At 42.5% G+C, this 17,283-nt stretch carries 18 protein-coding genes and 2 riboswitches; of the genes, 6 read left to right on the top strand and 12 right to left on the bottom strand.

What is annotated here, in order from left to right; genetic code table 11:
- Positions 1 to 43 precede the first annotated feature (43 nt).
- Positions 44 to 144, bottom strand: a riboswitch (SAM riboswitch).
- 38 nt (positions 145 to 182) lie between these two features.
- Positions 183 to 1,379, bottom strand: a complete 1,197-nt coding sequence (mtnE, locus tag KXZ66_RS07320) for a methionine-glutamine aminotransferase (protein WP_003244774.1) — start codon at positions 1,377 to 1,379, stop codon at positions 183 to 185.
- A gap of 94 nt (positions 1,380 to 1,473) precedes the next feature.
- Between mtnE and KXZ66_RS07315 the strand changes: the two genes are divergently transcribed.
- The 3 genes from KXZ66_RS07315 (at position 1,474) to mtnA (ending at position 4,848) form a co-directional block, all read left to right on the top strand.
- Complete coding sequence (locus tag KXZ66_RS07315; RefSeq protein WP_038829015.1) at positions 1,474 to 2,253, top strand: carbon-nitrogen family hydrolase; 780 nt, start codon at positions 1,474 to 1,476, stop codon at positions 2,251 to 2,253.
- An 83-nt stretch (positions 2,254 to 2,336) separates the two neighbouring features.
- Positions 2,337 to 2,493, top strand: a riboswitch (SAM riboswitch).
- A gap of 92 nt (positions 2,494 to 2,585) precedes the next feature.
- Positions 2,586 to 3,779, top strand: a complete 1,194-nt coding sequence (gene mtnK, locus KXZ66_RS07310) for an S-methyl-5-thioribose kinase (protein ID WP_032725589.1) — start codon at positions 2,586 to 2,588, stop codon at positions 3,777 to 3,779.
- 7 nt (positions 3,780 to 3,786) lie between these two features.
- The gene (mtnA, locus tag KXZ66_RS07305; RefSeq protein ID WP_003232498.1) at positions 3,787 to 4,848 is read left to right on the top strand and encodes an S-methyl-5-thioribose-1-phosphate isomerase; all 1,062 of its coding nucleotides are present in this window, start codon (positions 3,787 to 3,789) and stop codon (positions 4,846 to 4,848) included.
- A gap of 33 nt (positions 4,849 to 4,881) precedes the next feature.
- Here the strand turns inward: mtnA and KXZ66_RS07300 are convergent, their stop codons facing one another.
- From KXZ66_RS07300 to kinE, 3 genes are all read right to left on the bottom strand, one after another.
- Complete coding sequence (locus KXZ66_RS07300) at positions 4,882 to 5,007, bottom strand: hypothetical protein (protein WP_003232500.1); 126 nt, start codon at positions 5,005 to 5,007, stop codon at positions 4,882 to 4,884.
- Positions 5,008 to 5,096: 89 nt separating this feature from the next.
- Positions 5,097 to 5,594, bottom strand: a complete 498-nt coding sequence (gene ogt, locus KXZ66_RS07295; RefSeq protein ID WP_070548878.1) for a methylated-DNA--protein-cysteine methyltransferase — start codon at positions 5,592 to 5,594, stop codon at positions 5,097 to 5,099.
- The gene (gene kinE / locus KXZ66_RS07290; RefSeq protein ID WP_219144860.1) at positions 5,591 to 7,807 is read right to left on the bottom strand and encodes a sporulation two-component system sensor histidine kinase KinE; all 2,217 of its coding nucleotides are present in this window, start codon (positions 7,805 to 7,807) and stop codon (positions 5,591 to 5,593) included. Before kinE ends, ogt begins: the two co-directional genes overlap by 4 nt.
- Positions 7,808 to 8,059: 252 nt before the next feature.
- On the opposite strand from kinE, the gene KXZ66_RS07285 reads away from it, so the two are divergent.
- Positions 8,060 to 9,082 (top strand): acyltransferase family protein, encoded by a 1,023-nt coding sequence (locus KXZ66_RS07285; protein ID WP_072174116.1) that lies wholly within the window; start codon positions 8,060 to 8,062, stop codon positions 9,080 to 9,082.
- A gap of 41 nt (positions 9,083 to 9,123) precedes the next feature.
- Here KXZ66_RS07285 and KXZ66_RS07280 read toward each other — a convergent pair whose 3' ends face one another.
- The 4 genes from KXZ66_RS07280 to htpX form a co-directional block, all read right to left on the bottom strand.
- Positions 9,124 to 9,306: a hypothetical protein gene (locus KXZ66_RS07280; protein WP_015715779.1), complete on the bottom strand. Its 183-nt coding sequence runs from the start codon at positions 9,304 to 9,306 to the stop codon at positions 9,124 to 9,126.
- A gap of 2 nt (positions 9,307 to 9,308) precedes the next feature.
- Positions 9,309 to 9,464 carry a hypothetical protein gene (locus tag KXZ66_RS07275; RefSeq protein WP_003232510.1) on the bottom strand — a complete coding sequence of 52 codons (156 nt, stop codon included), beginning with the start codon at positions 9,462 to 9,464 and terminating at the stop codon, positions 9,309 to 9,311.
- A 144-nt stretch (positions 9,465 to 9,608) separates the two neighbouring features.
- Positions 9,609 to 10,958, bottom strand: a complete 1,350-nt coding sequence (gene ktrD, locus KXZ66_RS07270) for a Ktr system potassium transporter KtrD (RefSeq protein WP_219144859.1) — start codon at positions 10,956 to 10,958, stop codon at positions 9,609 to 9,611.
- A gap of 173 nt (positions 10,959 to 11,131) precedes the next feature.
- Positions 11,132 to 12,028: a protease HtpX gene (gene htpX / locus KXZ66_RS07265; protein WP_003232513.1), complete on the bottom strand. Its 897-nt coding sequence runs from the start codon at positions 12,026 to 12,028 to the stop codon at positions 11,132 to 11,134.
- A 170-nt stretch (positions 12,029 to 12,198) separates the two neighbouring features.
- On the opposite strand from htpX, the gene htpK reads away from it, so the two are divergent.
- Positions 12,199 to 12,900 (top strand): transcriptional regulator HtpK, encoded by a 702-nt coding sequence (gene htpK / locus KXZ66_RS07260; protein WP_021479421.1) that lies wholly within the window; start codon positions 12,199 to 12,201, stop codon positions 12,898 to 12,900.
- A gap of 130 nt (positions 12,901 to 13,030) precedes the next feature.
- Positions 13,031 to 13,225, top strand: a complete 195-nt coding sequence (gene sspD / locus KXZ66_RS07255) for an acid-soluble spore protein SspD (RefSeq protein ID WP_003218568.1) — start codon at positions 13,031 to 13,033, stop codon at positions 13,223 to 13,225.
- 10 nt (positions 13,226 to 13,235) lie between these two features.
- Here the strand turns inward: sspD and rsgI are convergent, their stop codons facing one another.
- From rsgI to KXZ66_RS07235, 4 genes are all read right to left on the bottom strand, one after another.
- Complete coding sequence (gene rsgI / locus KXZ66_RS07250; RefSeq protein ID WP_032725586.1) at positions 13,236 to 14,381, bottom strand: anti-sigma-I factor RsgI; 1,146 nt, start codon at positions 14,379 to 14,381, stop codon at positions 13,236 to 13,238.
- Positions 14,378 to 15,133: an RNA polymerase sigma factor SigI gene (sigI, locus tag KXZ66_RS07245; RefSeq protein WP_003245855.1), complete on the bottom strand. Its 756-nt coding sequence runs from the start codon at positions 15,131 to 15,133 to the stop codon at positions 14,378 to 14,380. The genes rsgI and sigI overlap by 4 nt, the downstream gene beginning before the upstream one ends.
- Positions 15,134 to 15,396: 263 nt before the next feature.
- Entirely contained in the window at positions 15,397 to 16,371 is a 975-nt protein-coding gene (locus tag KXZ66_RS07240; protein ID WP_151870263.1) for a TerC family protein, read from the bottom strand.
- Between the two features lie 76 nt (positions 16,372 to 16,447).
- A complete protein-coding gene (locus KXZ66_RS07235) occupies positions 16,448 to 17,113 on the bottom strand; it encodes a DedA family protein (protein WP_029726984.1) in 666 nt (221 codons plus the stop codon).
- Positions 17,114 to 17,283 lie beyond the last annotated feature (170 nt).

The following is a 17,283-nucleotide window of genomic DNA, read 5'->3' as shown; positions in this document are numbered from 1 at the left end:
TCAAACTGCAATCGCGTCTAAAGAGGTTTCGTTTCTCGTCCGAATCTTATCTCTCAGCCGCTAGCTGCAAGAATTAGCACCGTGCTTTATAAGTCGGTTGCCGGGCTTCATCGGGCTCGTCCCTCTGCCTGCTCTTGATAAGAAAATATAGATTTTATAAATTATTTTGAATTATCCCATCGTTATAAGGTCTTGTCAATGCTTTTTTGGGTAAACAGGTTCAGTTTGCCAATTCGATAAGCGGCTTCCTTAAGTCTTTCTTCACTTGTTAAAAGTCCGACTCTGACGTAGCCCTCGCCATATTCACCGAAGCCGTTTCCAGCCGCAACTGCCACATTCGCTTTTTCCAGCAAAAGATCTGAGAACTGCTCAGAAGTATAGCCTTCAGGCACAGGCAGCCATGCAAAAAAAGAACCTGCGGGAGCTGTTACATCCCAGCCGATTTCCCGGCATGCCGTGATCCAAGCGTTTCTCCTGCTCTCATACCTGGCATTTTGCTCTGCCACACACGTCTGATCGGCTAACAGTGCCTCTGCTGCAGCCTCCTGAGTCGCTCTGAAAAGACTGACAAACATATGGTCTTGATAAAGATTGATCGCTTCAATGACCGAAGCGTTTCCGACGGCAAAGCCAACCCGCCATCCTGCCATATTATACGTTTTTGACAGCGTGTAAATTTCAATTCCGATATCCTTCGCACCTTCAGTCTGCAAAAAGCTTAAAGGCTTGCAGCCGTCAAATCCGACAGCGCCGTAAGCAAAATCGTGAACGACGCAGATTCCGTTTTCAGCCGCAAAACGCACGGTATCTTCAAAGAACTCGGAAGTAGCAACAGCTCCAGTCGGATTATTCGGATAATTCAAATACATCAATTTCGCCTGTTCCCTTATTTCAGCGGTTATGCTGCTGTAATCAGGGAGAAACGCCCTGTCCTTTACGAGCGGCATCATTTCCATCTTTGCTTTTGCAAGTGTGACACCCGACCAGTAATCAGGATAACCCGGATCGGGAACTAAAATCGTATCACCGGGATTCAACAAGCATTGCGGGAGCTCGACTAAACCGGCTTTTCCGCCGAATAATACAGCGACTTCGGTTTCCGGATCCAGATCAATGCCGTATTCTCTTTTGTAAAATGCAGCAGCCGCTGACTTCAGACGGTATGAGCCGCGAAAAGACGAATATTTATGATTCTCAGGATCAGCGACAGCTCGTTTCATCTCCTCAACAATATGCTCAGGAGTCGGCTGATCTGGATTTCCCTGTCCTAGATTGATAACGTCATGTCCTTCTGCGAGCTTTCGGTTCACTTTCTGCACCAGAGAAGCGAAGAATTGTTTAGGCAATTCCTTCAATACATGAGACTGTTCAAATTTCATCTATTCTCACCTTCTAAAAAAATCTTGAAATGATAGTCCATCATCATATATGGTTAAATGAAAAAAGTAAAGAAAAATTTGGGGTGTTAAAAAGATGAAATGGACGATATCTTGTCTTCAATTTGATATTTCATACGGCAAACCTTCGGAAAATATAAAAAAGGCTGAATTTTTCATCGGAAAAGAAAGCAAACATGCTGATGTTCTTGTTCTGCCTGAATTATGGACGACCGGATATGATCTGGCCAATCTTGATGAACTCGCTGACGAAGACGGCCGCTCCGCTCAGAGCTGGCTGAAGAAAACGGCAAAAAAACATGGTGTTCATATTGTCGCCGGGTCGGTCGCTGTCAGGAAGAATTCTGATGTTTATAATACAATGTACATCGCGGATAAGGAAGGGCAAATCATTAAAGAGTACAGAAAAGCCCATCTTTTTCAGCTGATGGATGAGCATCTGTATTTATCAGCCGGTTCCGAAGACGGATACTTTGAGCTTGACGGCGTCAAAAGCTCTGGATTGATCTGTTACGATATCCGTTTTCCGGAATGGATCAGAAAACATACGACAAAAGGCGCCAACGTGCTGTTTATTTCTGCGGAATGGCCTCTTCCCCGCCTTGATCATTGGAAAAGCCTGCTTATTGCGCGAGCCATTGAAAACCAATGCTTTGTCGCAGCCTGCAATTGTACCGGTTCAAATCCGGATAATGAATTTGCAGGACATAGCCTGATTATTGATCCATGGGGGCGTGTACTTGCTGAAGGCGGCCGGGAAGAAGGCATAGTCCGAGCGGAAATCGACCTTCAAGAAAGCGCAGAAGTTCGGGAGAGCATTCCTGTTTTCGATGATATCAGAAAAGATTTATATTAAAAAATATATTGACAACTAACTAAATTACCTGTTACCATGTTCATCAACTGATAAATTAGAATTGTCAAACAAGTGAATATATTCTCTTATCGAGAGTTGGGCGAGGGATTTGGCCTTTTGACCCCAACAGCAACCGACCGTAATTCCATTGTGAAATGGGGCGCATTTTTTTCGCGCCGAGACGCTGGTCTCTTAAGGCACGGTGCTAATTCCATTCAGATCTGATCTGAGAGATAAGAGAGGCGGACATAGATGTTAAGCCTCCTTCTCTCTGAGAAGGAGGCTTTTTTACGGCCACATATTAATTAATTACATAATTGGAGGTTATGATGATGGGAGTCACAAAAACACCTTTATACGAAACGTTAAATGAAAGCTCCGCTGTGGCGTTGGCGGTGAAGCTTGGCCTATTTCCAAGCAAAAGCACGCTGACATGCCAGGAGATCGGAGACGGCAACTTAAATTACGTTTTTCATATTTATGATCAAGAACATGACAGAGCATTGATCATTAAACAGGCGGTTCCGTATGCAAAAGTGGTGGGAGAAAGCTGGCCGCTGACAATCGACCGTGCAAGAATCGAAAGCAGCGCTCTCATCCGTCAGGGCGAGCATGTGCCTCACCTGGTTCCAAGAGTGTTTTATTCTGATACGGAAATGGCGGTTACCGTCATGGAGGATCTCTCTCATCTCAAGATCGCAAGAAAAGGACTCATTGAGGGTGAAAACTATCCTCATCTGTCGCAGCACATCGGTGAATTTTTAGGAAAAACACTTTTCTACTCATCAGATTACGCGCTTGAACCTAAGGTGAAAAAACAGCTTGTTAAACAGTTTACAAATCCAGAGCTATGCGACATTACGGAAAGACTTGTTTTTACAGATCCTTTCTTCGACCATGACACAAATGATTTTGAAGAAGAGCTTCGTCCTTTTGTCGAAAAGCTTTGGAATAATGACAGCGTTAAAATCGAAGCCGCTAAGCTGAAAAAGTCATTTTTAACGTCTGCAGAAACGTTGATTCATGGTGATTTGCATACAGGAAGCATTTTCGCAAGTGAGCACGAAACAAAGGTGATTGATCCTGAGTTTGCTTTTTACGGACCGATCGGCTTTGATGTAGGGCAATTTATCGCCAACTTATTTTTGAACGCACTCAGCCGTGACGAGGCTGACAGAGAGCCGTTATATGAACATGTCAACCAGGTCTGGGAAACGTTTAAGGAGACGTTTAGTGAAGCCTGGCAGAAGGACAGTCTGGATGTTTACGCCAACATCGACGGTTACCTCACTGATACGCTCAGCCATATTTTTGAAGAAGCAATCGGATTTGCGGGCTGTGAGCTGATACGACGCACGATCGGCCTTGCCCATGTAGCTGACCTGGATACGATCGTGCCGTTTGATAAACGAATCGGCAGAAAACGCTTGGCGCTCGAAACCGGCACAGCCTTTATCGAAAAACGTTCGGAATTCAAAACGATAACAGATGTTATTGAATTATTTAAGTTACTTGTAAAGGAATGATCTATTCATGACCCATTCATTTGCTGTTCCACGTTCTGTTGAATGGAAAGAAACAGCTATTACCATTTTAAATCAGCAAAAGCTTCCTGATGAGACGGAATATTTGGAGCTGACGACGAAAGAGGATGTATTTGATGCGATTGTCACGCTCAAAGTAAGGGGCGCTCCGGCGATCGGCATTACAGCTGCCTTCGGACTGGCGCTTGCTGCCAAAGACATTGAAACAGACAATGTCACGGAATTCCGCCGCAGACTGGAAGACATCAAACAATATTTAAACAGCTCACGGCCTACCGCCATTAATTTGTCATGGGCGCTTGAGAGACTGAGTCATTCGGTCGAAAACGCGATTTCCGTAAATGAAGCAAAAACAAACCTTGTCCATGAAGCCATTCAGATTCAGGTCGAGGATGAGGAAACGTGCCGGTTGATCGGCCAAAACGCCCTGCAGCTTTTCAAAAAAGGCGACAGGATCATGACGATCTGCAATGCCGGCTCAATCGCGACAAGCCGCTATGGAACGGCGCTAGCTCCGTTTTACTTGGCCAAACAAAAAGATTTGGGATTACACATTTATGCCTGTGAAACAAGGCCTGTCCTGCAAGGTTCACGCCTTACTGCTTGGGAGCTGATGCAGGGGGGCATTGATGTCACTCTGATCACAGACAGCATGGCCGCCCATACGATGAAGGAAAAACAAATTTCCGCTGTTATCGTCGGAGCCGACCGAATTGCAAAGAACGGTGATACGGCAAATAAAATCGGCACATACGGTCTTGCTATTTTAGCAAACGCCTTTGATATTCCGTTTTTTGTCGCCGCACCTTTATCTACATTTGATACAAAGGTCAAATGCGGCGCTGATATCCCGATAGAGGAACGAGATCCCGAGGAAGTCAGGCAGATTTCCGGAGTTCGGACCGCTCCATCCAATGTGCCTGTCTTTAATCCCGCTTTCGACATTACACCTCATGATCTCATTTCAGGAATCATCACAGAAAAAGGGATTATGACCGGAAACTATGAAGAAGAGATTGAACAGCTGTTTAAAGGAGAAAAGGTGCATTAAAAAACCGCTGGACTTTGCTCATTTGGAGCCGAGTCAGCGGTTTTTTTGTTTCTTTTTGTTAACATTGATGATTTCATCTTTTTGAGCGCTTGATAAGATATGCAGTTTCACAAACAGTTCGGCAAAAACGGCAAGTTTCTCAGAGCGGCTCGGCTTCAATTGCTTTGTCCTCCTTTTTCATCAGACCAACTTTTTTAACTTAATAAAATGATATGTCGGCCGTGAAAAAAGGGAACGTGCCATATGTTTTATTTTTCTTTATAGGAGATTCGCTCGATGTTTAGCAAAAATGCTTTGATCTCCGTTTTGCTTCCGGCGTATCCTGTTAACGCACTGTTTTTGCCGATCACTCTGTGGCACGGGACAAAAATCGGCAGGTCGTTACGTTTATTAGCTTGCCCGACAGCGCGCACCGCTTTCGGACTGCCGACCGCAGCGGCAATATCCGCATAGCTTCGGGATTCACCATATGGAATCCTCTCCAGCGCTTGCCACACTTTTTGCTGAAAAGGAGTGCCCTTTTGGCTGAGCGGCAGGGTGAATGTCTTCCTTTCGCCTGCGAAATATTCTTGAAGCTGTTGTTTCGCTTCTGCAAGATTAGGTGTTTCCATGTGCTCAGTATTCTGAACCGTTTCTTTCCAATCCACCCAATCTTCCTGACTGAGAAATAGACGAGTGATCCGGTCCTCCTCTTCGGCAATGATAAGTTCACCGAGCGGCGTTTCGGCTGTCGTATAGTAGTTCATTCATCATTCCTTCTTTCTTCAGCATTCTGTCTGACAGGAAGCGTAATATGGAAAACGGTGCCCTTCCCTTCTTCACTTTCTACCATAATCTCGCCTTGATGTTCTTCAATAATTTTATAGCTTACCATAAGCCCAAGTCCAGTTCCCCGTTCCTTTGTCGTATAAAACGGTTCACCAAGTCGCTTTAATTTATCTTCTGTCATTCCGATTCCCTCGTCTTTTAAGGAGATTAGAACATGATCTTGATCCAATGCCTTTATCGTTACAAAAATATTTCCGCCGTCAGGCATCACTTCGATGGCGTTTTTTAATATATTGATAAAAACCTGTTTCAGCTGATTCGGTTCACAGTAAATCGGGGGAATGTCGTCAATTAAATCAAGTTGCATTTGTACATTGCTGAGATTGGCTTGCGCATTTAGAAGGTCTATCGTGTCCCTCATAATTTGGGTAACATGTTTTTCCTCATACATAATGGCCTGGGGCTTGGCTAAAATCAAGAATTCGGTGATGATGGATTCGATGCGCTTTAGTTCTGAGGTGATCACGTTGAAGTAAAGGGCGTAGTCTCCCTCGACACTCCCTTTCAGAAGCTGAATGAAGCCTTTAAGAGCAGTCATCGGATTTCTGATTTCATGAGCAATGCCGGCTGCGAGTTCGCCGACAACATGAAGGGTATCTGATTTGCGCAGGCGCTCCTCCAATTCTTTTCGCTCTGTTACGTCTTTAAAGATAGCCAAGTTCATATTTTGAATAATATTCCGTTTAAATGAGAATTCGAGTTTTCTGTTATCACCGCTGCTCAGCAAAAATGGAATTTCGTTGTCCATTTCATCAAAATTAATCTGCCTTGCCGGTGATGCCAGATTTTCTATTTCATAAGCAGAAATAATATCTAACAGGCTATGCTGTTTGATCTCTTCATGTGACAGGCCCAAAATATGGCTTGCTAATGGGTTGGCGTCGATGATCCTGTATTGATTGTCAAACAATACATTGCCGTCCATTGAGCCGTTGAACACTTTTCTGAATTTCAGCTCGCTTTCCCGAAGCTCCTTTTCCATCCGCTTTCTGTCGCTTACATTTCTTAAGATCGTCAAATGCTGATTTTCAAGGATTGTCCGTTTTGAAGTAAATTCAAGCTCTTTGAATTGCCCGTTCCCCATTTGAAACAGCAGCTCTTCTCTGATCTCTCCGTATTTTGCGTATTTCCTCTTCGTTATGCTGTATTTCTGATGCGAGTCAACGAGAAAATCACACAGCTTTCTTTTCAACAGCAAATTCATCGGCAGCTCAAAAATTTTACAGGCTGATTGATTCGCTTTTACGATTCTTCCGTCATTCGACCAGATGATGATGGCGTCCATTGCATTTTCAAAGATTTCTCTGAAGCGCTCCTCACTTTTAAAGAGCTGCAGCTCCATAGACCGCTTCTCTGTGATATCCCTCATAATGGACATATAAAAACCGCTGATGATGTTTGATGTAATCGTGAATTCAAATAGTTTTTGAACTCCTGAACGAAGCTTGACAGGCAGCTCCCCCTTCGCTTTTCCCTTGCGGTTGAGCGTCTTCCAGATATTGTCGAAATCTTTTCGTGAGCCGCTGTCTATGAACTCATACAAAGATAAATGAGACAGCTCATTATGATTGATTTCAAAGCTTTTACAAAAGGACAAATTGGCATCAATAAAACCGCCATCTTTATCAAACAGGACGATTCCGTCAACTGCTCTGTCAAACAAGTCCTTAAAAAGCTGTTCATTCATAGAGAATTCCCGCTCCAGAATCTTCTTAGAAGATATGTCCCTCATGACAACAAAAAAGAAATCCTCGCCAATACCTCTTTTGGCCAGAAACTCTATGTATTTTGTTGCCCCGCAATCAAGCCTGATCGGAACCTCCTTCCACAGAAAGCCTTTTTTAAAAAACTTCTTTACGGAAAGATTCAGTTCATCCTTTGGAATTGAAAACAAAAAATCCAAAACAGAACGCTTTTTCAAATCTTCCGAGTCAACTTGAAGCATCCTTTCTGTTGCTTCATTTGCCTGAACAATCCGCATTTCGTTATCACAAATAAAAATAGCATCGAGCGTATTGTTGACAATCACTTGATGCTGATTCAATTCCTTTTTCAGTCGCGCGTTTTCTTCTTTGAGGCGATTCAGTTCCTCTCGCAGCTCCGAGTTTGTCTGGACACCAAGAGTTTCCATGCATGTACACTCCTTCTTCAAAACCTATCCCTCAATATTTCTACAAAATGCGGGAACTTCCTTCATTTGCCCTATAAATTTCAGAAAATTTCAGCGCCATTACATTACGAAGACATTTTCTACGATCCTTACCGTCACTTTACATCGACCTAACAATCAGCATTTTTTTAGATTCCTTTTTCATCTTTTATTTTAAAATATGTACCAGCAGGGAATAATCTCTTAGTGACTGATGAAAGAGAAGGTGATGCTATGAGTAAATCGCGGGACAGTTATTTCGATAACGCAAAAATTTTATTGATATTCCTTGTTGTATTCGGTCATATCCTTCGTTCCTTTATTAATGATAATCATTTTATGCTCTACCTCTACAAGTTCATTTACACATTCCATATGCCTGCATTTATTCTTGTATCCGGTTATTTCGCGAAAGGCTTTAAACGGGCGGGATATGTAAAAAAGCTGGCGGTCAAGCTGATTATTCCGTATTTGATTTTCCAAATCATTTATTCCGTCTTTTATTACATTATGCAAGATGAAAGCATGGCAAATGTGAACCCGATTGATCCGCAATGGTCGTTATGGTTTCTTGTAAGCTTATTCTTTTGGAACCTGCTCCTATATCCTTTTTCAAAGCTTTCAAAACAGTGGGCGCTGTTTGTCAGCTGCGGAATCGCCGTGCTGATCGGTTATCTGGACTTTGTCAGCAGCACGCTGAGCTTGTCACGGACATTCGTATTCTTACCGATGTTCCTTGTCGGTTTTTATTTAAATAAACATCATTTTGATTTATTGAGATCAAAACGCGGCAAACAAATTGCGCTCGGAGTGCTTGCCGCAGTATTCGTCATCTGCTGGGGCATCGATTTTGACTATTCTTTTCTGTTTGGTTCAAAACCGTATTCTTCATTTGGAGACGTTACCCTGGTAAGCGGACTATCCCGAATCGGCTGGTATGTACTCGCCTTTGGGGCAACCTTCAGCTTTTTAGCGCTTGTTCCGCAAAAACGGTATTTCTTTACCAAATGGGGAACCCGGACATTTTACGTGTATCTGCTTCACGGGTTTATTATTAAAACATTACGGCAGGTCGGGCTTGAGGATTGGCTTACTGACTATCAAAGCTTAGTGATCCTCTTGCTTTTAACAGCAGCCCTGACATCAGTCCTCTCCAGCAACTTTGTTAAGACAGTCGCTCAGCCCTTCATTGAGCTGAGGATGACCAGCTTATTGCAATTTGTCAGAGGAACGGGCAAAAATGCTTATTTAAAATAGAAAAAGCACCTCTTAAGCGGACGCCGCCTAAGAGGTCTTTTTTATTTTTGTTTTTTATTTTTGTTTTTTTCTTTTTTCTTTTCAGGCTTGGTGACTTCCAGCGTTTCGATGATCTTCCCGGCATTGTAATCCCCAAGTTCACTTGAGAACTCTTCCTCCAGCACCTTTTTATTCATAGGCTTTTTATGATTTTGCATGTCTCTGCTATGACGGTTTTTCTTCACAACTACATGCCTCCCTGCTGGCCCTGTTTGGAATTGCGGTTTGCCCCTCTAAAATTGGGGTCGTCATGATATTGTGTCTTATATGAATTGGGGTCCATGCTCTCGGTAGGTGTATTGTTATTTTTAATGGCTTCATTCACTTCAGCTTTACGCTTCATACGAATCCTCCTCGCCAGTTTTCAGACATTTTAAGATGCAGGAGCGTAAATTGCACCTGTCGAAGTTAGGTTCTCCATCTGAACAGGAGGCACACATCTTTTTTTTGGCAATCAAAAAACACCGCAAAGTATGCGGTGTTTTGCCTATCCGATAATCACTCTTTCTTTCGGATAGTGATAGTTCGCTTCAATTTCCTTTCTTCCGATCAGATACAGGAAGGTTAGAATGCCGATTCGCCCGATAAACATGACAATCATAATGACGCATTTTCCAACACTGCTCAAATCTGCCGTAATTCCAAGCGACAGGCCGGTTGTACCGAATGCCGAGCACACTTCAAACAAAAGCTCCAGCAGGGAATGCTTTTCTGTAATGGTCAGAATGAGTGTCGCGCCAAAAACGAGCAGGATCGCCATCATCGTGACAACAAGCGACTTCATCAAGTCAGCAGGGTGAAGCTCCCGTTTGAATACCTTTACGGCCTTATTGCCGCGGGCAAAATGAAACAGCGCAAGAAGGTTCAAAGCAAAAGTCGTTGTCCGTATGCCTCCCCCGACTGAGCTTGGCGACGCTCCAATAAACATCAGCGCACAAATAAAAAAGAGTGTGGAATCTGATAATTGGCTGATATCGATTGTTGCCAGCCCCCCGCTTCGGGTTGCCGTTGATTGAAACAGGGACAAAAACAAAACATCATGCCATGATTTTCCTGCGAACGCATGGTTTGCTTCCAGGGCAAAGATGCCAATGGCTCCAAACAAGACAAGTGAGCCGAACGTAATCGTCGTGATCTTTGTAAAAAGCGTAAATGGATAACGCCGATGCTTTGAAAACAGGAAATCCTTTACTTCAACAAGCACGGGAAATCCAATCGCTCCAAATATAATTAAAAGCATTGTAATAAACTGCACAAAATAATCGTGGCGAAATGGAATCATCGAATTACCGGTAATATCAAATCCGCCGTTTGTCGTTGCACTGATACTGGCAAAAAATCCGTGTAAATAGGCTTCCTGATAGGAGTCATAGTAGGTTAAGAAATATGTGCCGAGTATCAGCCCGCCAAAAAATTCAATCCACAAGATCAGAAACAGTACCTGCTTCATCAGATTGACAATTCCTGAAAACTGGGATTGGTTTTGATCAACCATAATCAGCTTCCGTTCTTTCAGCCCGATTCGTTTTCCCATGATCAGCCAAATGAACGTTCCGAGCGTCATAATTCCGATTCCGCCAAATTGCAGAACAAATGCTAATATAAAAATCCCTATTGTGCTGAATGTATCAGCTGTATCAACAACTGTCAGCCCCGTTACACTGACTGAACTGACAGCTGTAAAAAGCGCATCAATAAACGTCCAATTTGCCCCCGGTTTATGGGCCGCCGGCAAACTCAGCAATATAACGGCCACAGTAACTGCAAGAAAATAATATAATGCGATCAGCTGGGCCGGTGACAAGGCCTGTATCAATTTTCCAAACTTTAATCTCATGTAAAATCCTTCTGCCTCTCTTTTTAAGTACGGTAATTATTCTAAAGATATTAGGTCCATTTTTAAAGGCTTTTACGAAACATTTTCTTAACTTGCTTATTTTTTTATGATTTTAGTCAATGGATAAAATAAAAAACCTCTGAGAATTCTCTCAGAGGAACAATGTGTTTGTATTATTTAGCTTCCAGCCGTCTGATTCGCTCATCTAAATCAGGATGAGTAGAGAAAAGTGAAGAGCGCTTCTTGCCATTAATCTTTAACGTTTGGACAGCTGTCTGATCGTCTTCCATAATCCGGGAAGAATAGCTTTTAAGCGTCCGCAGCGCATGAATCATCTTGTCCTTGCCGGCAAGATCCGCTCCTCCCCTGTCAGCATGGAATTCACGATGGCGTGAATACGCAAACACAACCAGGCTGCCAAGTATCGAAAAGACAATCTGAAAAATAATCATTGCAATAAAATGAACGATCGGCGCTAGATCTTCTTTGACAAAACGGCTTGCTATCCAAGCGGCGATACGCGATAAAAAGACGACAAAGGTATTAACGATACCTTGTAAAAGCGTCATTGTTACCATATCACCATTTGTGATATGCGCGACCTCGTGGGCAAGCACACCTTCAACCGCTGCGTCATCCATCTGCTCCAGCAGCCCTGACGATACTGCGACAAGTGAACGGCGTTTTGACGGTCCAGTCGCAAACGCGTTTACTTCAGGTGAACGGTAAATCCCGACTTCCGGCATTTTCGTTAAACCGGCAGAGCGGCTTAATCTGTGAACACGATCAACCAATTGCTGTTCCTCATAGCTGAGCGAGTGTTTTTTCGGATTCAGCACTCTGACGCCCATCATCGTCTTTGCCATCCATCTGGACATCGCAAGAGACGTAAAGGAACCGACAAATCCAACGACTAAACTGAACACAAGAAGCGCCATTGGATCGATACCGCCATCAGCTGTAAAATACGTCCCGACTCCTGTAACAGAGCTTAAAACAGACAAAACGATCCCGATTGTTGTAAGCACCAAAATATTCGTTAGAATAAACAGAAAAATTCTTTTCGCCATAACAACCTCCGTTATTTTAAGTTCAAAAGAACCCGTATATTTAAATTATAAAACATCCATTTGAAAATGCAAGGAATTCGACGTATGATGTTAATGTAATTTGCTGACGCTTGAACTTTGAATTTATACATAGACCTATATCCGCGTCAAATTGTTTAAAGAGGTGAACAATGAACATTTTTAAACTCTCTCGAACCGATATGGTGCGGCTGCTCTATTCCCTAAAAGGACAAGGAGAACATAGCCCGCTCGACATTCTCGTCCAATCAGCGAACATGTCAGCAGAAAAAGCAGCCAATCATCTAGAAATTCCTGAATTTCTTACAAGATACGAACGAAAAAAACAGAAAAAAGAATACGGTCTTTCTACAAATGAAATCGTAGAGCTTGGCAACTTATGCGAGCTAACTTCGTTAAAGTCAACCGCGATTCAAAACTGGGTAAAGCGTGATATCAAAGATCTGATCGGACACCCTGAGCTGGGCAAAAAATACTCAGTTGAACAGGCAGTTATTCTTTTAATTGTACGTGATTTAAAATCCATTTATGACTTTGAACACATACGGGCTATTTTAAAAGTGGCCTTTAACACAATCTCAGACAGATCTGATGATGTCATCAGCCCGATTGCTTATTATGAAAGCTGCGCATATGTGCTTGATGCCATCCATCACCAAGATACTCCTTCTATGAAAGAATCCAATCTACAGGAGATCGCCGAACAGGAGACAGAGCGTCTCCGTCACCGTTTTGAAGAACTGAATGACGGCCAATGGCTTAAAATCAGACAAATTATCGCCATTACAGTTCTCTCCATTTTGACGTTCCATATTCAGGCAACCGCACATAAAATGACAGCAGACATTCTATAGTCTGCGTCACCCCGGCTCAGAGGCCGGGGTTTTATTTTTCTCCACAACAATTGCCAGCATAAATAAACCCCGTATATTTCAAACTAAATACGCGTTAAGAATTTCTTTATCGAAAAAGGAGATGAAAAAGATGGCGAGCAGAAATAAACTCGTTGTTCCAGGGGTGGAGCAGGCACTAGACCAATTTAAACTCGAAGTGGCTCAAGAATTCGGTGTGAACCTTGGTTCTGATACAGTCGCACGCGCTAACGGCTCTGTAGGCGGAGAAATGACAAAGCGGCTGGTACAGCAAGCACAATCACAATTAAATGGCACAACTAAATAAATTCAGGTCTTTATTCGCCGGGGGCACTCGGCGAATCTTCATTTTGAGCTGAATTATTATCACTGCTGTAGCCGTTTGGATTACGTCGGTCTGAAGCGTTATCCCTTCTGGACGAAGAACGGTTCTTGCCTTGTTCACCATTGTTCCAGTCCCTGTGATATTGGCTTTGACCCTTGTCAGCGCCGTTATTTTCATTTCCTTTATCTTGAGGATCTTGTATTGGGGTTTGCTCATGGTCCCCATCTTTTTCGGTATTTGTATTTTCATCTGATTCCTTTATTTTTTTATCTTTGTCACTATCATCAATCTGGTCATCCGCTTTATCTTCTTTCTGGTCTCCGGAATCCGCATCATTCAGCTGTTCATTATCTCCTTGCTTGCTGTCCTGGGTGTCAGTTTGATCGTTGTTTTCATCCTCATTTTCATCACTCTTTTGATCCTCTTCCCCGGATGGTTTGCTGGAGTCATCTTTTAAATCTTTATTGTCATTCTTTTCATTTGATTTGATGTAGCTGCCTGTTGAGACGCCTTCTTTCTTCGCTTTTTCCCTCGTTTGCATATCTGACTCGAGAGATTCCATGCGGTATGTCGTTTTATATTTTTCAGTCACATCATTCAGCTGTTTTTTCACAGCCTTTTTATATGTATTGTCTTCTGTGTTTTCATAAACAGTGGAAATCAATATTTCTTTCGATTTCTTTACATACCCGTGTTCACTGCAGTCGGTTATAATATCGTCAATCACCTTTTTAAAATCAGTCTTCTCCCAATCATCTATATCATTCACGACTTTCTGTCCCTCATCGTTTAGAGGCGTCAGTTCAATCACTTCATAATCGCTGTTTAACGCCATTTCGACGCTTGGATTGATATCGATTGTCATATACGCATAGGCCTTATTATTAGAAAAAACGGGGAGAACTATAAAAATAAAGAGCATAATAGCAGTCATCGTAAAAATCCCCATTTTGAAAGGGCGCAGTTTAAAAAAATCAAAAAAGCTGGCCCTTCTGCCCATGCGTGTTTCACTCGGAAGCATGATTTCTTCTCCGATTTCATAGCTGTGTCGATCATTTTTGGCTTTTAAAAATTGTCCGTCAGGGGTCAGCAACGTGACGAATTTTTTATTTTTCTCTACTATAATCCCTCTTCTCATGAGTGCAGCACCCCTTTAAGATAATCTTTTAAATAAATATAATCACCCGTAATGATAATACACATCGCAATAATATATTTTCTGTTTCTCTCAATCGTTTTTCGGCTTACAGAGACAAGCTGTTCAAGCTGTTTGACCGGAAGCTGCTTCTTTGTATACAGGATAGCGGCCAATTCTTCATGTTCAACAAGCGTCATTGCCACCTTTATGGCGTTTTGCCTTGCATCCGTGTGCTTTGGAGAATTTTCAAGCAGTTCTTTAAACGATAAACCATAATCCTTGAGCTGCTTTTGAAAATAGAGGATTTCCTCCCGCCTCTGCTCCTGTTCAATCTGACGGCGGTATTCATCTATGGAAAGCTCGGCTTCAATCAGGCTTTGTGATGACTCCTGATCGTCTCCTTCCTGTAAATCGATATTTATATTTTGTGCGCTTCTGGCTTCTTTTCTAATGTAATCAATGACTTTTCTTTTTATAATAAGCTCAGCAAATGCGAGCAGAGAATTTCCTTTTTCAGGTGAATATTTTTCTATAGCTTCATTAAACGCGATCAGTCCAATACTGAACTCATCGTCTTTTTCATCTATATATCGTTTACAAACGGATGAAACCGTCTTTGCGATAAATGGCTTATATTGCTGTATTAATTCATTTTGCAGATCTTTATTGCCTTTTTGTATACTCTCAACAGCTTTTTCAAGTGTTTGCTTCTTTTTTCCCAATTTAAACAAAAGGCTAAGCACTGGTTTCACCTCAGTTCCTCCCTATAACTACTCATTAATGATAGCTAATTTGATAGGGATTCGCAAAGGAGAAAAAGAAATATTGATTTCCAATGTCTCAATTATGACAAACCATTCTGACGTCCTATACATGATTTCGTGCCTTTCTAAAGAATTAAGGGGGTTTTATGCGTGTTTTTTGTAACAAAGATGTTATAAAAATGTTATTTTATTTCGCTTATGAAAACGCTTCAAACACAAAAAGACTCTGCTTTTAAGCAGAGTCTTTCAGATTACGCCCGTTCACGGGTGCTGTTTTTTTGTTCGTTTTGTGCGCCCTCCGGCTGTTTTTTCCCACCTGACATAAACCAGCCGCAAACCGCGATTGCTGCTAAGACACCCCAGAATATCAGCTTCCATGTTCCAGAATGGATAAAGTGCTCAGAAACAACCGCTATGTCGCGATGGGCAAGCGTATATAAAGCAAGCTTCACTCCTACCCAGCCGACAATCACAAAGGCTGCTGTTTCTAGGCTTGGACGTTCCTTTAATAACTTCACAAACATGGAAGCCGCAAACCGCATGATCACCAGTCCGATGATACCGCCGGCCAAAATGACGAGAAATTGTCCTCCGTCAAGTCCGCCGATCTTCGGGAGTGATGTCCCAGGAAGTGTAACCGCCAGCGCTACTGCTGCTAAGATGGAATCAACAGCAAACGCGATATCTGCCAGTTCAACTTTTAAAACAGTCTGCCAAAAACCGCTTTGCTTCGTCTCTTTATGTGTGTCTTCTTTCTTAAATACATATCTTTTCAATAAGTGGCTTGCTGAGATATACAGCAAATAGATCGCGCCAATCGCTTGAACCTGCCATACGTTGACCAAAAATGAAATGGCGAATAAAGAGCCAAATCGCAGAACAAAAGCCCCTGCCAATCCATAAAATAACGCTTTTTTTCTTTTTTCCTCCGGCAAATGTTTTACCATTACCGCCATAACCAGCGCGTTATCGGCGGCTAAAATCCCTTCCAGCCCGATCAAGACGAGAAGAACCCAACCATACTCTAATAATAATGCTGCATCCATAAATGATACCCTCCCAAAAAAGTTGTTTTCTTTCTCTTCATCCGATCTTATGCCGGCCGGACCATGCAAAAAAGACCTTTGCCGACATAAGGCAAAGGTCTTGCTAGACATGAATTCAGGCATGCCAACAAAGCCGATGGATACAATCCATGAAATGACGACTTTGTTTCCGGAATACATTCCGGACGCTACTCCCCTTTGGGATTTCAAGAAATATGATTTTATACGTCAATGATATGCGCAGCGCAATGATTTGTCAACGTTTATTTTTCAAAAATACAGATAATTGTTCGGAGTGCGTGCGTTTCTTCCTCTTTTTCATCAGTAAGTAGAGCAGGAACAGCGCCAAAATCGCTATCCCGATTGGAAGCATATATTGATCAAGAATAGAGCCGACTTCCTTCCAATTTTCACCGAGCTTCACACCGAGATAAACATATACAAATGTAATCGGAAGCATAGCAATGAATGTATAAAGCGAAAACACCCAAACATTCATTTTTGCAATTCCGCACGGTATGGAAATCAATGTCCTGATGCCAGGCAAGAAACGGCCGCTGAACGCGACAAAGCCCCCATGTTTTTTGAAAAATTTATCTGACTTATCAAGCGCTTCAGGTTTAATAAAGAGATACTTCCCAAAACGTTCAAGAAACGGCCTTCCTCCGTACCGGCCTATCCAATACAGCGTAAGCGGACCGGCGACTCCTCCAAGCGATCCTGCCAAAACAACGCCGGCAAGTGTCATATCGCCTTTAGATACCCAATAGCCCGCAAGCGGCAAGACGACTTCGGCCGGGATAAACTCAATACTGAGCGCTAGAAATATTCCAAAATAAGATAAGCTTTTAAATGCTTCTATCCATGACATAACCAGCTCTTCGATAGCCACCAACTCCCTTGTTTCATGTTTATGTATCATACATTTTTGTTTTTTCGGAAAACGTCAAGATGATTTTAACACATTTTTCACGGTCAGTTGAACTAAAAATAGATCTCCCTCGTATTTCTATCGTTTTGAAGGCTGAAACTCTGCGGTTAAGCAGCCGAAAATAAAGAGAGTCAACAAGACTGGAACACACGATACGGGGG

This window comes from Bacillus sp. LJBS17, from assembly GCF_019334685.1.
GTDB lineage: Bacteria > Bacillota > Bacilli > Bacillales > Bacillaceae > Bacillus > Bacillus subtilis.
Note: the sequence above shows the minus strand (reverse complement) of the source record. Positions and strands in the feature narration are given on the sequence as shown.

What these genes read in the sequence shown, in the direction of transcription:
- KXZ66_RS07235 (WP_029726984.1), bottom strand. Translation starts at nt 17,113, where the DNA reads ATGATACATAAACATGAAACAAGGGAGTTGGTGGCTATCGAAGAGCTG.
- KXZ66_RS07285 (WP_072174116.1), top strand. Translation starts at nt 8,060, where the DNA reads ATGAGTAAATCGCGGGACAGTTATTTCGATAACGCAAAAATTTTATTG.
- KXZ66_RS07315 (WP_038829015.1), top strand. Translation starts at nt 1,474, where the DNA reads ATGAAATGGACGATATCTTGTCTTCAATTTGATATTTCATACGGCAAA.
- KXZ66_RS07240 (WP_151870263.1), bottom strand. Translation starts at nt 16,371, where the DNA reads ATGTATTCCGGAAACAAAGTCGTCATTTCATGGATTGTATCCATCGGC.
- mtnE (WP_003244774.1), bottom strand. Translation starts at nt 1,379, where the DNA reads ATGAAATTTGAACAGTCTCATGTATTGAAGGAATTGCCTAAACAATTC.
- htpX (WP_003232513.1), bottom strand. Translation starts at nt 12,028, where the DNA reads ATGGCGAAAAGAATTTTTCTGTTTATTCTAACGAATATTTTGGTGCTT.
- htpK (WP_021479421.1), top strand. Translation starts at nt 12,199, where the DNA reads ATGAACATTTTTAAACTCTCTCGAACCGATATGGTGCGGCTGCTCTAT.
- KXZ66_RS07275 (WP_003232510.1), bottom strand. Translation starts at nt 9,464, where the DNA reads ATGAAGCGTAAAGCTGAAGTGAATGAAGCCATTAAAAATAACAATACA.
- ktrD (WP_219144859.1), bottom strand. Translation starts at nt 10,958, where the DNA reads ATGAGATTAAAGTTTGGAAAATTGATACAGGCCTTGTCACCGGCCCAG.
- rsgI (WP_032725586.1), bottom strand. Translation starts at nt 14,381, where the DNA reads ATGAGAAGAGGGATTATAGTAGAGAAAAATAAAAAATTCGTCACGTTG.
- mtnA (WP_003232498.1), top strand. Translation starts at nt 3,787, where the DNA reads ATGACCCATTCATTTGCTGTTCCACGTTCTGTTGAATGGAAAGAAACA.
- sspD (WP_003218568.1), top strand. Translation starts at nt 13,031, where the DNA reads ATGGCGAGCAGAAATAAACTCGTTGTTCCAGGGGTGGAGCAGGCACTA.
- ogt (WP_070548878.1), bottom strand. Translation starts at nt 5,594, where the DNA reads ATGAACTACTATACGACAGCCGAAACGCCGCTCGGTGAACTTATCATT.
- kinE (WP_219144860.1), bottom strand. Translation starts at nt 7,807, where the DNA reads ATGGAAACTCTTGGTGTCCAGACAAACTCGGAGCTGCGAGAGGAACTG.
- mtnK (WP_032725589.1), top strand. Translation starts at nt 2,586, where the DNA reads ATGGGAGTCACAAAAACACCTTTATACGAAACGTTAAATGAAAGCTCC.